This window comes from Prosthecobacter sp. (assembly GCF_044232965.1).
GTDB lineage: Bacteria > Verrucomicrobiota > Verrucomicrobiia > Verrucomicrobiales > Verrucomicrobiaceae > Prosthecobacter.
This window is the reverse complement of the sequence record NZ_JBIIKX010000016.1, coordinates 1-16,124: the sequence shown is the minus strand read 5'-3', so window position 1 is coordinate 16,124 and position 16,124 is coordinate 1. Positions and strand designations below refer to the sequence as shown.

General features: G+C 63.2%; 14 protein-coding genes. 13 read left to right on the top strand and 1 reads right to left on the bottom strand.

Annotated elements, in window-relative coordinates; genetic code table 11:
- The first annotated feature begins 7 nt into the window (after positions 1-7).
- The 12 genes from ACILSI_RS09105 to ACILSI_RS09050 all read left to right on the top strand — a co-directional run bounded on the left by ACILSI_RS09105 (position 8) and on the right by ACILSI_RS09050 (position 14,526).
- Positions 8-907, top strand: a complete 900-nt coding sequence (locus tag ACILSI_RS09105; protein ID WP_395721557.1) for a hypothetical protein — start codon at positions 8-10, stop codon at positions 905-907.
- Positions 908-933: 26 nt separating this feature from the next.
- Entirely contained in the window at positions 934-1,911 is a 978-nt protein-coding gene (locus ACILSI_RS09100) for a C-terminal binding protein (RefSeq protein WP_395721556.1), read from the top strand.
- A 12-nt stretch (positions 1,912-1,923) separates the two neighbouring features.
- Complete coding sequence (locus ACILSI_RS09095; protein WP_395721555.1) at positions 1,924-2,988, top strand: SMP-30/gluconolactonase/LRE family protein; 1,065 nt, start codon at positions 1,924-1,926, stop codon at positions 2,986-2,988.
- 18 nt (positions 2,989-3,006) lie between these two features.
- Positions 3,007-4,518, top strand: a complete 1,512-nt coding sequence (locus ACILSI_RS09090) for a malate:quinone oxidoreductase (RefSeq protein ID WP_395721554.1) — start codon at positions 3,007-3,009, stop codon at positions 4,516-4,518.
- Positions 4,515-5,282, top strand: coding sequence for an SDR family NAD(P)-dependent oxidoreductase (locus tag ACILSI_RS09085; protein WP_395721553.1), 768 nt, complete (start codon positions 4,515-4,517; stop codon positions 5,280-5,282). The genes ACILSI_RS09090 and ACILSI_RS09085 overlap by 4 nt, the downstream gene beginning before the upstream one ends.
- 62 nt (positions 5,283-5,344) lie before the next feature.
- The gene (locus ACILSI_RS09080; protein WP_395721552.1) at positions 5,345-6,148 is read left to right on the top strand and encodes a fumarylacetoacetate hydrolase family protein; all 804 of its coding nucleotides are present in this window, start codon (positions 5,345-5,347) and stop codon (positions 6,146-6,148) included.
- Between the two features lie 20 nt (positions 6,149-6,168).
- Complete coding sequence (locus ACILSI_RS09075) at positions 6,169-7,863, top strand: cyclase family protein (protein WP_395721551.1); 1,695 nt, start codon at positions 6,169-6,171, stop codon at positions 7,861-7,863.
- An 11-nt stretch (positions 7,864-7,874) separates the two neighbouring features.
- A complete protein-coding gene (locus ACILSI_RS09070; protein WP_395721550.1) occupies positions 7,875-9,191 on the top strand; it encodes an MFS transporter in 1,317 nt (438 codons plus the stop codon).
- A 53-nt stretch (positions 9,192-9,244) separates the two neighbouring features.
- Positions 9,245-11,233 (top strand): pyruvate dehydrogenase complex E1 component subunit beta, encoded by a 1,989-nt coding sequence (locus tag ACILSI_RS09065; protein WP_395721549.1) that lies wholly within the window; start codon positions 9,245-9,247, stop codon positions 11,231-11,233.
- Positions 11,234-11,246: 13 nt separating this feature from the next.
- Positions 11,247-12,434 (top strand): dihydrolipoamide acetyltransferase family protein, encoded by a 1,188-nt coding sequence (locus tag ACILSI_RS09060; RefSeq protein ID WP_395721548.1) that lies wholly within the window; start codon positions 11,247-11,249, stop codon positions 12,432-12,434.
- 14 nt (positions 12,435-12,448) lie between these two features.
- Positions 12,449-13,231, top strand: coding sequence for an SDR family NAD(P)-dependent oxidoreductase (locus ACILSI_RS09055; RefSeq protein ID WP_395721547.1), 783 nt, complete (start codon positions 12,449-12,451; stop codon positions 13,229-13,231).
- 110 nt (positions 13,232-13,341) lie between these two features.
- Positions 13,342-14,526, top strand: coding sequence for an alpha-hydroxy-acid oxidizing protein (locus ACILSI_RS09050; protein ID WP_395721546.1), 1,185 nt, complete (start codon positions 13,342-13,344; stop codon positions 14,524-14,526).
- A 160-nt stretch (positions 14,527-14,686) separates the two neighbouring features.
- On the opposite strand, the gene ACILSI_RS09045 is transcribed toward ACILSI_RS09050, so the two are convergent.
- Positions 14,687-15,631, bottom strand: coding sequence for a LysR family transcriptional regulator (locus ACILSI_RS09045; protein ID WP_395721545.1), 945 nt, complete (start codon positions 15,629-15,631; stop codon positions 14,687-14,689).
- A 153-nt stretch (positions 15,632-15,784) separates the two neighbouring features.
- Here ACILSI_RS09045 and ACILSI_RS09040 point away from each other — a divergent pair.
- Positions 15,785-16,124 (top strand): c-type cytochrome domain-containing protein (locus ACILSI_RS09040; RefSeq protein WP_395721544.1); only part of this gene is annotated, 340 nt, incomplete at its 3' end.

The following is a 16,124-nucleotide window of genomic DNA, read 5'->3' as shown; positions in this document are numbered from 1 at the left end:
TCCAACCATGAACACCACCACCCACCTCTTCATTGCCATCCTGGCCTTCGCTTTGCCATTCAGCATGCGAAGCTCCGCCGCTGACACGCCCGCCAAACGCAGATTGCTCTTCACCGAATATGGCAAGGGGCCGAACCGCATTGTCGAACTCGATGGCGATGGGAAGCTCGTGTGGGAGTTCAAGCCGCCGAGCACCACGGTGATCTTCCAGGCGCTGCCGAATGGGAACATCCTCTTCGGCTACGGTGGGCAGCCCACGGGGGTGCGTGAGATTACTTCGCGCGGCGAGAAGGTGTTCGATTACGTCAGCAAGTCGCATCAGGTCTTTGGCTGCGAACGGTTGGCAAACGGCAACACTCTTGTGGCGGAGCAGGAGCCGTGTCAGGCGGTGGAGGTGAATCCTAAGGGCGAGATTGTGCATGTCACGCCGCTCACCACAAATGTGAAGGGTTTTCATCTTCAGGTGCGCAATGTCCACAAGCTGGCGAACGGCAACATCCTTGCCGCGCACGAAGGCGAGGGTGCGGTGCGCGAAGTCGATCCGCAGGGCAAGGTGGTGTGGGAATACACCGGCGTCACCAACACCGGCGAAGCACAGCGACTCGCCAATGGCAACACGCTCATCTGCTGCGGCACGCAGAAACGTTTGATCGAGGTCACACCGGACAAGCAGATCGTGTGGGAGTTCAGCGACAAGGATGCGCCCGATTTGAATATCACCTGGGTCTCCAGCCTTCAGCAGCTCAAGAACGGAAATCTACTCATCGGCAACTTCATGCGCGGCAAGGAAGGCCAGGGCGCGCACGCCATCGAAGTCACGCACGACAAGGAGAAGCGCGTCGTCTGGAAATGGGATGACCACAGCCTCATTAAGTCCCTCACCACCGTCCGTGCGCTCCGAGAGTGAACCCTTTACCCATCCTGAACACAGCCATGCCCACCATCGCCATCACTGACTACACCTTTCCCGATCTGAGCCTGGAGGAAGCGATTCTCCGGCCTGCGGGCGTTGAGATCGTCTCGCTCAAAGAGAAGCGTCCTCCCGCGGAGATCGCCGATCTCGTGCGCCATGCCGACGCCGTCATCGCGCAGTTCGCGCCGGTGAATGCCGAGGTGGTCAACGCGATGACGAAGGCGAAGGCCATCGTGCGCTACGGCATCGGCTACGACAATGTGGACGGCGCTGCGGCACGCGAGCGCGGCATTCCGGTGTGCAACATCCCGGACTATTGCATCGATGAAGTGGCGGATCACACGCTGGCCTTCATCCTCGCCATCACGCGGCAGGTGGTGCCGAACGCGCTCGACATCCGCGCGGGCAAATGGGGGCTCGCCACGCCGTTGACCGCGATGTCATCGCTGAAGCACCTTACCATCGGCATTGTCGGCTTTGGACGTATCGGTCGTGAGGTCCTGCAGCGTCTGCTCGCGTTCAAGGCACGTGTGCTGGTGTTTGATCCCATCGTGGCAGCGGATGAGGTCGCCAAAGCAGGTGCCGTGGTGGCCTCATCGTTCGATGAACTGCTCGCGCAGAGCGACATCGTCTCACCGCACTGTCCCTCGAACGCGAAGACGAAGCAGATGTTCAACGCCGCTGTGTTCGCGAAGATGAAAGCAGGCTCCGTCTTCATCAATGTAGGCCGTGGCGATCTCGCCGACAGCGCCGCCATCACGGACGCTCTGCAATCCGGTCATCTCGCCGGTGCCGCGCTCGACGTCTTCGATCCCGAGCCGATTCCTGCCGAACATCCGATCCGCACGATGCCGAATGTCATCCTCGCCGCGCACATCGCCTCCGCGAGCCCGCCTGCGGTGAAGACGCTGCGCGAGACCGCCGCACGCATCGCGCTCATGGCCGTGCGCGGCGAACCGCTGCCGAACATCGTCAACGGCGTGAGCGCCGCGAAGTGATTTCATTCCACCATGCCAACCATCCATCACACCATGCACACTCGTCGTTCCTTCCTCACCTCCATCGGTTCACTTGCTGCCGCGCCACTATTCGCGCGCGACTACGGTCCCGGCGCGCCGCCGGTGCGTTATCCCGAGCCGGACGTCATCGCGCTCGACAAGGCGTTTGAAAAATACAAGATCGGCTCCGCGCCCATCGAGCGGCTGCACACGGGCATGTATTGGGCCGAAGGGCCCGCATGGAGCGGTTGGGGCCAATACCTCGTGTGGAGCGACATCCCGAACAACGTGCAGCATCGCTGGCTGCAGGACGACGGCGAAGTCACGACGATCCACAAGCCCGCCGGCCACAGCAACGGCAACACCTTTGACCGCGAAGGAAGGCAGATCTCCTTTGAGCACGGCAACCGCCGCGTGGTGCGCTATGAGACCGACAACAGCATCACGGTGCTCGCGGACAAGTTTGACGGCAAGCCCTTCAACGCACCCAACGACGGCGCGGTGCATCCCGATGGCAGCGTGTGGTTCACCGATCCCGGCTACGGCAGCCTCGGCAACTACGAGGGCAACAAAGGCGACCTGCTGCTGAAGGAGGCCGTTTACCGCATCGATCCCTCCGGCAAGGTCGAAAAGATGACCGATGAGATCTTCAAGCCCAACGGCCTCTGCTTCTCGCCGGACTACAAGAAGGTCTATGTGGCCGACACCGGTGCCACGCATTACCCCGACGCGCCAAAGAACATCAAGGTCTGGGACATCGACGGGGCGAAGGCAAAAAACGGCCGCGAGTTTGCCTCGATGAAGATGGACCTGAATGGCAAGGAGGTCGCCGGCCTCGCTGACGGCATTCGTTGCGACAAAGACGGAAACATCTGGGCCGGCTCCGGCTGGGTGGGCGAAGGTTACGATGGCGTGCAGATTTTTTCGCCCGAGGGCAAACGCATCGGCCAGATCGTGCTGCCGGAAGTGTGCAGCAACGTGTGCTTCGGCGGTCCGCGCCGGAACCGTCTTTTCATGACCGCCAGCCGCAGCCTCTATGCCGTGTATGTCGAGGCCATTGGTGCTCATTGGTGCTGATAACCGCCGCCTGAACTGATGCCAACGCCACCGGACATGGATGCCTGCATCCTCGAAGCCCCCGACATCGTGCTTGTCGGCAGCGGCATCATGTCCGCGACGCTGGCTGTGATGCTCAAACGTCTCGATCCGCGCCTGCGCATCCAGATGGTCGAGATCACCAGCGAGCTCGCGCAGGAAGCCTCGAACGGCTGGAACAACGCGGGCACCGGCCACGCCGGCATCTGCGAACTCAGCTACACTCCAGCACGCGATCAAAACGGTGGCGTGCCCATCAGCCGGGCCTTGCACATCTTTGAGCAGTTCGAGCACTCGAAGCAGTTCTGGGGCTCTTCGAGCGCTGAAGGCATGGTGGGAGCTGCCGCGGATTTTATCCATGCGGTGCCGCACGTCTGCTTTGTGAAGGGTCGCGAAGACGTGGACTTCTTGCGTGCACGGCACACCGCGATGGCGGAGCATCATTTCTTCCGCCGCATGTCGTTCACGACCGATTCGTCGATCATCCAGCAGTGGGCTCCTCTGGTCATGGAAGGACGCGATGCTTGTCCAGTCGCGGCCACCTCCGGTGCCGGCACCGAGGTGGACTATGGTTTGCTGGCCCGCCGTCTTTGCGGCTGGCTGGCGGAGCAGGAGCATTGTGGCATCGCCGCCGGATGGAAGGTGACGAAACTCCAGCGCGGGGCAGCGGACTGGCATCTCGACCTTCGATGCATGGCCTCCGGTGAAGAACGCAAACAGCGTGCGAAGTTCGTCTTCGTCGGCGCGGGCGGCGGCAGCCTGCCTTTGCTGCAATCCACCGGTCTCGCTGAAGTCGCTGGTCTTGGCGGTTTTCCCATCGGCGGCCAGTGGCTTGTTTGCGACGAGCCTTCGATCTGCACCCGGCATGGAGCGAAGGTTTACGGTGCCACGCCGCCCTCATCACCCAGCCTCGGAGCGGGACATCTCGATGTGCGGCGGCTCAATGGTCAGCGCCAGCTTCTCTTCGGCCCGTTTGCCTCATGGACGACGCGTTTCCTCAAACACGGACGCTGGAGCGACCTGCCGCTCTCGATTCGTGCGGGCAATCTCAGCGCGCTGCTGAAGACGGGCATGCGCAATCGTTCGCTGGTGAAGTATCTCATCACCCAGGGCCTGCAAAGCATGGAGAGCCGCATGGAGGCCGTGCGCGAGTTTTACCCCAATGCCTGCTTGGACCACTGGAGGCTCGTGCAGGCGGGCATCCGTGTGCAGGCCATCAAGAAAGCCGACCGCGGCGCGGTGCATTTCGGCACCGAAGTTTTCTCCTCCAAAGACCGTTCGGTCGCTGCGCTGCTGGGCGCATCGCCGGGTGCCTCGGTCTCAGTGAACATCGCCCTCGAAGTCGTCCAGACCTGCCTGCCGCATCTGCTCGCCGGCACTGAAGGCCAGCAGCGCATGAGGCGAATGATCCCCACTTTTAACCAAGACCTGAAGCAGCCGCACAACGCTGCTTTGTTCGAGAAAACCAGCCGCGAAGCCGCAGAACAACTTCAAATCCATCCCCAACCATGATTACCCTCACTGACAAAATCGCCCTCGTCACTGGAGCCGGTTCCGGCATCGGAGCCGCCATCGCGGAATGCTTCGCCGAAGCCGGAGCGCTCGTCTTTGCCTCCGACCGCGACGAAACTGCCGCGCAGCAGACTGCGGCACGCATTCGCGAAGCTGGCCATCGCGCGGAATCGCTCGTGCTGGATGTCAGCGACGAGTCCTCGTGCCTTGCCGCTGTGCGCACGGTCACCGAGAAATGCGGGCGCTGCGATGTGCTCGTCAACAACGCGGGCGTCGGGCATGTCGGCACCATTTTGACCACCAAGCCCGAGGACTTGGAAAGACTGTGGAAGATCAATGTGCTTGGCATCTATCACCTCTCGCGTGCAGTGCTGCCCGGCATGATCGAGCGCGGCATCGGCTCCATCGTCAATATCGCATCCATCGCCGGGCTCATGGGCATGGAGGCACGCTTCGCCTACACGACGACGAAGCACGCCGTCGTCGGCATGACCCGTGCGATGGCCATGGACCACGGCACCACGGGTGTGCGCATCAATTGCATCTGCCCCGGCCGTGTTCGCACACCGTTCGTGGACGCGATGCTACGCCAGTATGAAAACCCCGACGACTATCTCCGCCAGATGGAGGCTCCACATGCCATGAAACGCATGGCCGCGCCCTCTGAAATCGCCTCCGCCGCTCTCTATCTCGCCAGCGACGCGGCCTCCTTTGTCACCGGCAGCGCCATGACCGTGGATGGCGGCTACACCACCGGAAAATAGACAGCACCATCACTCCACGACTCCACTTCTCCAACACTCCAACTCCCTACCCACAAACAACCATGCGCATCATCCGCCACCAAACCAACGACGGCACCATCCAGCACGCAGCCCTTCAGCCCGACGGCACCGCCCGCCGCATTGATGGAGACATTCTCGGCAGCTTTCGCGTCACCGAGGAGGTCGTCAAACCGGGCAAGCTCCTCGCGCCGCTGCAGCCCGCCGCCATCTTCTGCATCGGCCTGAACTACCGCCAACATGCCGAGGAGAGCAACGCCGCCATCCCGCAGTATCCGGTGCTCTTCATGAAATCCCCCGGCGCGGTGCAAAATCCGGGCGATGACATCGTCCTGCCCCGCCATCTCCAAAGCGACGAGGTGGACTACGAGTGCGAGCTGGCCGTTGTGATCGGCAAGACCTGCAAAAACGTCTCGAAAGCGAACGCGCTGGATTACGTGATCGGCTACACCTGTGCCAACGATGTGAGCGCCCGCGACTGGCAGATCAAACGTGGCGGCAGCCAATGGTGCCGAGGCAAGACCTTCGACACCTTTGCCCCGTTGGGCCCGTGTCTCGTGCTGAAGGACGAAATTCCTGACCCGAACACCCTGCGCATCCAGACCATCCTCAATGGCAAAACGATGCAGGATTCGAACACCAACGACATGATCTTTGACGTGCCCACACTCATCGAGTTCCTCAGCGGCAGCACCACCCTGCTGCCTGGCACCGTCATCCTCACCGGCACGCCTCAAGGCGTCGGCGCGGCCATGAAACCGCCCGTTTTCCTCCAGCCCGGAGACACCGTGACCATCGACATCGAAAAGATCGGCGCACTCACCAATCCCGTCGTGGCGGAAGCGTGACTCCAAGACTCCCGCACGCCATGAAAACCAGCCTGCTGCTCCTCCTTGCCTGCTCCGCCATCGCGCGCGCCCAGGTGCCGGCGGAGCATGTCCACGATCTCTCCCTGCCCGTCTCACCCGCCTGGCCCTGTGTCTGGCCGCTGGGCATGATGCAGCACATCACCATTCCGCGCTTCACCTTCGGACCGGGTGCTTTCCACCGCGAGACCATCGTGCTCGACGAGCACACCGGCACGCAGTGGGACGCCCCCGCGCATTTCGTGCCACCGCCGGACTCCGGCCTGCCCGGCGCGGGTCCGATGGGGCTGGTGACTGGCGAAAAAGTGCCGGCGTGGCAGTTCGTGGGCGAGGCCTGCGTGATCGATGTCACCGCGCACCGTGACGACGCGCCCGGTGGCTCGAGCTTTCTCATCCGCCCGGAGCACGTGAAAGCGTGGGAGGAAAAATACCGGCCTCTGCGTGCCGGAGATGTGGTGCTCTTCCGCAGCGATTACACGGACACCTACTACCTGCCGGTGAACCGCGGCGGGGCACGCTTTGTGATCCGTCCGCTGACCAAGATGGCGCCCGCATGGCCGGCTCCCGCGCCGGAGACCATGACATATCTCGGTGAGAAAGGTGTGATGGCAGCGGGGCTCGATGGCGCCAGCATGGGGCCGCTGCCGGACCTCGCCGTGGCCACGCACCAGGCGGGCGGGGCCTTTGGGATGATCTGGATCGAGTGCGGCACCAACTTCAAGGCTCTGCCTCCCACGGGCGCTTTCTACGCCCTGCTGCCCGCGAAGCACGCCGGCGGCTCCGGCGGCGAGGCGCGTGTGCTCGCAATCACGGAGCCCAAACTGGCTTCACGACTGATCGACGCCGCGCGGTCCAAACGAGTCACCGATGTGTCCGTCACTCTCGATAACAACCTGCCCGTGACCTGGCAGGGCCACGGGCCGGGCGAAGAGGCACAGCGCTACCTGGCCGAGCCGCTCAACCAGTTCGAGAAGCCGCGCGGCCCTTACATGGCATGGACGCACACCTTCGACAGCCAGGTGGGCACGCACCTCGTGACGCCCGCCTTCACGCTTCCGCCGCCCGGCTTTGATGCGGGCCAGTTTTCACCGGAGATCCGGGATCTGCGCGCCCGTTTTGAGAAGGAGCACGGGCCTCTCGGCCACAGCACGCAGACGATCGACAAGCTGCCGCTGAACCGCCTGATCGGCGGGGCCAGAATCATCGATGTCTCAAAGCTCCGCGGCACCACCGGCAGGGACACGTGGCCCGCATCGCCCATCATCACCGCGCAGCTGGTGCTCGATCATGAAAAAGCGCATGGTCGTCTCGCCGCGGGAGAAATCGTCCTCTTCCGCACCGGTTACACGGATGAAAAGTTCAAGCCGCTACCCGATGCACCCGCGCAGGATGAGTGTTTCACCGCGCCGCTCGCTGGAAAGTCCGAAGGCTGGCCCGCGCTTTCGCCCGGAGTCATCGCCCTGCTGGCGGAGCGCGGCGTGCGCTGCACCGGGATGGACACGCCCACGGCCGGTGGCGTGCAGCGCGAGGCCTCGCTCATGACCTACTGGGCAGCAGCGAAGCATGACATGCTGCTCGTCGAGTTCCTCACCGGTCTGTCCTCTCTGCCGGAAAAGGGCGCCTGGTTTCTTTTCGCGCCCGTCAAAATCGAAGGCATTCGCAGCGGTCACGGTCGTGCGCTCGTGCTGCAACCCTGAACATCCACGTCATGAGCCCCGATCCAGCACTTCCTCACACCACCACCCCGGTGCCAGCCGTCGATGTCCCTGCCCTGCGCCGCAAGGTCGCCTGGCGCATCCTGCCTCTGGTCATCATTCTCTACATCATCTCCTATCTCGACCGTGCGAACGTGGCCTTTGCCAAGCTGCGCATGGGCGAGGCGCTGGGGTTTTCCGAGGAGGTGTTTGGCTTCGGCATCGGCGTGTTCTTTATCGGTTATCTGTTTCTGGAGATCCCCGGCGCGCTGCTGGTGGAGCGCTGGAGCGCGCGGAAATGGTTTGCGCGCATTCTCATCACCTGGGGCTTTATCTCGGCGGCGATGGCCTTTGTGAAGACCCCGGCTCAGTTCTACTGGGCACGTTTCTTCCTCGGCGTGGCGGAGGCGGGCTTCTTCCCCGGCATCATCGTGTATTTCACGCACTGGTTCGCACAGAGCGACCGCTCGCGGGCACTCTCCGGCCTGCTCGTGGCCGTGCCCTTCAGCCTGGCGCTCGGCGCGCCGGTTTCATCGATGCTGCTCGATGTGAAATGGTTTGGGCTCGATGGCTGGCAGTGGCTTTTCATCGTGGAGGGGCTGCCAGCCGTGCTGCTCGGCTTCATAGTTTGGGCGAGGCTGACTGACCGCCCGCGAAACGCGGCATGGCTCACGCAGGCCGAGCGGGATCATCTGGAGGGTGTGCTCGCCGCAGAGGCCGCGGCCAAGGAGGTCAGCGGCAAAATCTCCGTCTGGCAGGCGTTGCGCCTGCCCGCCGTTTGGCTGCTGGTGATCGGCGTCATGGTCGGCAACAGCGGGGGTTATGCGCTCAGTTTCTGGCTGCCCACCACGGTGAAGAATCTCTCCGGCGGCTCTGATCAGATGACGCTGCTCTACAGCGGCCTTTATTACAGTTGCGGCATCCTCAGCGTGCTCATCTCCGGCCAGACGGCCGACCGCACAGGAGATCGCAAATGGCACGCCGCGGGCGGCATGGTCGCCACCGGCATCTTCCTGTTGTGCAGCACGATACCGGGCCAGGGATTCGGCACGCAGATGATCTGGCTCTGTCTCACCGCGTTGGGTGCGTTTTTTTGGATCTCGCCATTCTGGACGCTGCCCTCCCTTACCCTCACCGCCTCGGCAGCCGCCGTGGCCACCGGCCTGATCAACATGGGGGCAAACCTCGCCGGCTATCTTGGCAACCATGTCACCGGCTGGCTGCGGACACACGGCTACGGTGAAATGCAGTGCCTCCACTTTCTCGCCGCCTGTTTCATCGTCGGCGGCCTCATCATCAGCTTTCTCCGCGTCAAGCCCAGGGCTGTCTGAGCCTCGCATCGCAGGCCCGCTCCAGCCACCGCATCTCTTCTTCTTTTCTCTTCATGACCTCCACGGACAAAACCTCCCCTCTCGCTCTTTACCGCACCATGCTCGTGATCCGCATGGTCGAGGAACGTCTCGCCAAATCCCACCAGCGCGGCCTCATCCACGGTGCGTGCCACACCTACGTCGGCCAGGAAGCCATTGCCACCGCTGTGTGCGCCCATCTGGACAGGAACGATGCCGTCTTCAGCACTCATCGCGGGCATGGCCACGCTCTCGCGAAGGGCATGGAACCGCGTGAACTGATCGCCGAACTCTACGGGCGCGAGACCGGCTGCTCGCGTGGTCGCGGCGGCTCGATGCATCTCTTCTCCCCGGAGATCGGCATGATGGGCACCAGCGGCATCGTCGCCCCGTGCATCCTCCAGGCGGCAGGCGCAGGCTATAGCTCGCTGATCACAAAATCGCGCCAGCTTGGTGTCGCCTTCTTTGGCGATGGCGCGGTGAACAACGGCGCCTTTCACGAGGGACTGAACATGGCCGCCATCTGGAAGCTGCCCGTGCTGTTCGTGTGCGAGAACAACCAGTTCGCCACCGAAGTGCCCTTCGAAACCGTGGCGGGCAATCCCAGCGTGGCTGCACGCGGCGCCGCGTATGGGATCCCCGCCATCGAACTGGACGGCAATGACGCACTCGCCATCGAGACCGCCGCGCGCGAGGCGGTGCGGCGCGCACGCGCAGGCGAAGGCCCCACACTGCTGGAATGCAAAACCTACCGCACCCGCGCCCACGCCGAGGGCATGGGCGACTTCACCTACCGCACCCGCGAGGACGTGGAGCAGTGGAAGACGCGCTGCCCGATTGCCCGATTGAAGCAGCACCTGCTCAAGAAAAAAATCGCCAGCGAGACCCAGCTAAGCGCCATTGAGCATGAGGTCGCCGCGCTCACAGAATCAGCGCATGAGTTTGCCGAAAAAAGCGCCTACCCGACAGCGGAGAGCGCCACGACGCACGTCTATGCCGCACCACGCAGCGGACCTCCGCGCGATGTGCCCGCTTCGAGCGCAAACACTCGCGAGCTGACCTTCATGAAGGCCACGCTCGAAGCGCTGACCGAGGAAATGGCGCGCAATCCAAACATCTTCGTGCTCGGCGAGGGCATCGGAAAACGCGGCGGCAACTTCGCCACCACCGCCGGCCTCTACGAAGTGCACGGTCCCGAACGCCTGCGGGATACCCCCATCTGCGAACGCGGCTTTGTGGGCCTCGCCGGCGGCGCCGCCATGACAGGCACACGCCCCGTGGTGGACTTCATGTTTGCCGATTTCGTGCTCGATGCCGTCGGCGAGATCATCAACCAGATTGCCAAGATGCAATACATGAGCAGCGGTCGGCTCAAGATGCCCGTGCTGCTGCGCGGCTGCATCGGCATCGGCCACTGCGCCGCCACCCATCACAGCGGCAGCTATTACTCGATGTATGGCCACTTCCCCGGCCTGCGCGTCGTGGTGCCCTCCTCGCCGCGGGATGCGAAGGGTCTCCTCAAGACCGCGCTCACCTGCGATGATCCGGTGCTCTTTCTCGAACATCGCGAACTCATGACCGTGAAAGGCCCCGTGCCGGAGGAGGAATACTTCATTGATTTCGGCAAGGCTGCCATCGTGCGTGAAGGCGGAGACATCACGGTCGTCGCACTCGCGCTCATGGTTCACAAGACGCTGCAAGCCTGCGAGGTGCTCGCCAAGGAAGGCATCGACGTCGAGCTCATCGACCCGCGCACCGTCTCGCCGCTCGACACGGAAACCATCATCCGGTCAGTGGCCAAGACGGGCCGCCTCCTCATCGTGGACGAAGACTTCGCACACTGCGGCATCAGTGCCGAGATCGCCGCGCAGCTGGCCGACCGCGGCTTTGACGATCTCGATGCGCCCATCCGCCGCCTGAACGGCAAGCCCTCGCCCACGCCCTACAGCCCCACACTTGAGGCCGCCGTGGTGCCGGATGCCGCAGCGATCGCTGACGCCATCCGAAACCTTTGTGCAGAATAACCGCCCCTGACTCATGCCCATCGAAATTCAACTCCCGCGTCTCGGCTGGTCCATGGAGGAAGGCAAATTCCTCGCCTGGCTCAAAAAGGATGGTGACTTCATCAAGGAGGGCGAACCGCTCTTCACCCTCGAAAGCGACAAGGCCGCCCAGGATGTCGAATCCATCGACAGCGGCCTCTTGCACATTGCACCCAACGGTCCCAAGCCGGGCGACGTTATCAAAGTCGGGCACGTGCTCGGCTACTTGCTCGCTAAAGGCGAGAGCGCACCGGTTCCCAATCAACCTGAAGAGAAGGTAAAAGACTCGGGTCCAAAGAACCTCATTCATTCTCCTGCCCCCATTCTTCTGCCTACAAAATCCCGCACCGAGACACCCGCCAGCCCCCGCGCCCGCCGTGCCGCCAAAGAGCATCGCGTTGATCTCGCCACACTCGCACCCACCGGCAAAGGCGGCCGCATCCGTGAGCGGGATGTCCTTGCCGCAGCCACTTCCACCTTGATCACCGGCATGAAACAGGTGCCGCTCACGCCCATGCGGCGCACCATCGCCGCTCGGCTCATGCACAGCCGCCAGACTACTGTGCCCGTCACCATCACCGCCCGCTGCGATGCCACCGCGCTGCTCGCCCTCCGCAAGCAGCTCAAATCCATGGGCGAAAAAGCGGACCTCGCCGTCATTCCCACCATCAACGACATCCTCGTCAAACTCGCCGCCGCCGCCTTGCGACAGCATCCCATGCTCGCCGCCACTTGGGCGGAGGATCATCTCCTGCTCCCTGAAAACATCCATCTCGGCATCGCTGTGGACACCGAGGCAGGCCTGCTCGTCCCCGTCATCCGCGACGTAGGCACCTCCACGCTCACCCAGATCGCCGTGCAATCGCAGAAGCTCATCGCCGCCGCTCGTGCAGGTCAGCTCGCTGCCGCAGACATGCAGGGCGCTTGCTTCACGCTCAGCAATCTCGGCAGCCTTGGCGTCGAGGCCTTCACCCCGGTCATCAATCCCCCCGAGTCCGCCATCCTCGGCATCGGTGCCATCGTGCGCGAGGCCGTGCCGCTCGATGACGGCACCTTCACCGCGCGTGACCGCCTCACGCTCAGCCTCACCTTTGATCATCGCGTGAACGACGGTGCCGCCGCCGCGCGCTTTCTACAAACCCTCCGCCACCTCATCGAACATCCTCTCCTCGGCCTCGTTTAAACCTATCCCCACTCATGAAAGTCCAACTCAAAGACCAAGTCGCCCTCGTCACCGGAGCCGCCGGAGCCATCGGCCAAGCCATCTGTGCTTCACTCGCCGCCAACGGCGCCAAAGTCGTCTATGCCGACATCAATCTCGAAGGTGCCCGCCAGCTCGCCTCTGCCACACCTGGAGCCATGGCACTCCGCATGGATGTTACCGATGAAAAACAGATCGAGTCAGCCATCAGCGAAATCATCGCCGCACACGGTCGCCTCGACATCCTCGTCAACAACGCCGGCATCAACACCATGGCCCACCGCGTGAACATCGACTCCTTTCCCGCCGAGGAATGGGACCGCATCCTCCGCGTGGACCTCACCGGCCTCTTCCTCGTCAGCAAGACCGCCTCGCGCCACATGCTCCAGCGCAAATCCGGCCGCATCATCAACATCTCCTCCGTCATGGGCCTTGTGCCCGCGCGCCTCCAATGCGCCTACACCGCCGCAAAGGCCGGAGTCGTCAATCTCACGCGCACCATGGCCATCGAACTCGGCTCGCAGGGCATCCTTACCAACTGCATCGCCCCCGGCTCCATCCTCAGTGAAGGCACAAAGCAGCTCTTCTACGGCGAGAACGGCCAGTTCAACGACCGCGTCCAGGCCATGCTCGCCCACGTCCCCCTCGGCCGTCCCGGCCAGCCCGAGGAAATCGCCCACGCCGTCCTCTTCCTCGCCGCCCCCGAAAGCTCCTACCTCAACGGTGCCATCATCCCCGTCGATGGCGGCTGGCTCGCGGGCTACAGCCGCGATTTTTAACGCCTGAAACCAAACAATCTCACTGCCCGATTCAGTTCAGCACGCGCTGATCATTGCAGACCGCTGGCTTTTACGCTCCGCTGCGTCGTCAGTCCTGCCCTCCCTCCGCCATGAGCCAAAAATCCGTCCCCGAGCCTGATTCCTCAGCCTTCCATTCCCAGTATCCCTCCATCGAGCACCTGCGCGAGCAGGCGCGGCGGCGGGTGCCGCGCTTTGCGTTTGAGTATCTGGAAGGCGGTTGCTTCTCGGAGGTGAATCTCCGCCGCAACACCGAGGAAATCCGAGAGGTGCGGCTGCACCCGTGGTATCTCCGCGACTACGCGGGCGCTGATTTGCGGACCGAGATTTTTGGCCAAACCTATGAGGCTCCGTTTGGCGTTGCCCCCATCGGGCTGCAAGGGCTCGTCTGGCCACGCGCCACGGAGATTCTCGCCAAGGCAACCAGCCAGCATCAGGTGCCCTTCATCCTCAGCACCGTGGCTACCGCCAGCATCGAGACTGTGGCCGAGATCACAGGCGGCAAGGCCTGGTTCCAGCTCTATCATCCGGCCGAGCCCGAGTTGCGGGACAAGCTCCTCGAACGTGCTCACGCGGCGGGCTTTCCGGTGCTCGTCATCCTCGCGGATACGCCCACCTTTGCCTACCGGCCCAAAGAAATCCGCAACGGCCTCTCCATCCCGCCGCGCATGTCCTTGCGCAACATCGTCCAGATGATGATGCGCCCGAGTTGGTGCCTCGGCCAGCTCATGGCGGGTGCACCACAGTTCCAGACCATGAAGCCCTACATCCCGAAAGGGCTGAACATGAAGCATCTGGGTCTTTTCATGAACCGAACCTTCTCTGGCCGCCTCAGCGCGGACAAGATCAAGGCCATCCGCGAGCGCTGGCCGGGTAAACTGGTCGTCAAAGGCATCGTCACCCCCGAAGATGCGGAGCTGGCTCTCCAACTCGGTGCCGATGGCCTCATCGTCTCCAACCACGGCGGCCGCCAGCTCGACGCCGGGGACTCCACCATCCGCTCCCTCGCAGGCTTGCAGCGCGAGTTTGGCAGCCGCACCACTTTGATGCTCGACAGCGGCGTGCGCAGCGGCCCGGATGTGGCCTGCGCCCTCGCCTCAGGGGCAAAGTTTGTCTTCATGGGCCGCAGCCTCATGTATGGCGTGGGTGCTCTGGGACCCCGGGGAGGTGATCACACCTTGATCATGCTCAAGCGCCAGCTTCGCCAGGTCATGGAGCAGATCGGCTGCGAGCGAGTGGCTGACCTGCCCAAGCATCTGCTGCCTCTCCGCGAGTGACCCACCATGCCAAGCCGCGCCGTCCTTCAGCGATGTTCGGCAACTCGATACGCGGCGAGCGTCGCTTCAAACAGGCGTTTGAGGATGCGACGAACCGGTGAGATGATCCCCTCAACTGCGCCCGCATTGCACCTAGCAGGGCGCTTCGGAGTGGTCATCCTCAGGCCTCCTCCTTCAGCCCCTTCACCACCATCTCGCGGAAGGCGCGGACGTGGGCGAGTTCGTGGCGGCCTTTGGGGTGGAGGAGGGCGACTTGGTCGTGGCCGAGGAAGCTGGACACATTGCGGTGGATGAAGCGGGCTTTCACATCGGCGGGCACGGGCAGCGCCTCGGTCGCGGGGCGGGAGAGGATGGCCACGCCCATGCCGAGAGCCACGTAGTTGAGGATGGAGGTGACGTTGCCCGCCGTCATGATGACGTTCACCTGGTCGCTCAGCCCGGCTTTGGCGACGAGGTGATCAAACTGCATGCGTGAGCTGGAGTTTTCCCCGGCGAGGATCAGCGGCTGCTTGACGATGTCGCGCAGTTTGGGGGCTTTGATCTGGGCAAAGGGATGGCTGGCAAGGCATACGACCTCGAAGGGATAGCGCACGAGCGGTGTGGCCTCGAAGCGTGTGGGCAGCGTCACGCCCTGCGGCGTGCCGACGATGGCGAGGTCGGCTTTTTCGGCCTCCAGGAGCTGCCACGCGATGCGCGATGGCGCGTCGATGAGCGAGAGGCGCACCTGCGGATGAGACTCACGGTAGCGAGCGATGACATGGCGCAGGGAGCTGTTGAGCACAGTGGCGGGCGCAGCCATGCGGAGATGTCGCTCGGCCTTGCCGTGTTGGTCGTGGAAGACCTTCTTCAGCGAGTCAAAGCCCTCCACCAGCGGCGCGGCGAGGTCCAGCAGCCGCTCGCCGTCCTCGGTGAGGCGCACATCATGGCCTTTGGCGGTGACGAGTTGCACACCGTAGTCGTCCTCCAGCGCCCGCACCTGACGCCACACGGATGGCGTGGCCATGCCGAGACTCCGCGACGCGGCGGCGAAGGTGCCGTGTCTGGCGATTTCAAACAAGGCGCGGATCTGGCGAAACCGCACTTCCCTTGAAGTAGCGGCGGTCATCGGAGGGCTTGGCACTGCGTTTGGATTTCATTGCTCTGAGAGTAACGGCCATTAGGAAAATAGTCTCGCAAGCTCATGAAGAAGGGTGGTGGCACTGTATTTTCAAGGATGCTTTCGCTGTCGTCGATCGCGCCAAGCCTTTCCGAATCCCGAATGAAACTCACCGCCCTGTTTTTGATCCCACTCGCTGCCTCTGCGGCGGAGGGAGATGCTTTTTTCCGCGAGCGTGTGGAGCCATTGCTCAAGCAGCGTTGCTACGAATGCCATTCGCACGCCGGCAAGATCAAGGGCGGGCTGGTGCTGGACTCGCGCTCAGGCTGGCAGGCGGGTGGTGACAGCGGTCCTGCGCTGGTGCCGGGGTCGACGGAAAAGAGCCACCTCATCGAGGCGGTGCGCTACACGAACCCGGACATGGAGATGCCGCCGAAGGCGAAACTGCCAGAAAGCGAGATCGCCGTGCTGGAGGAGTGGGTGAAGCGCGGTGCGCCCGATC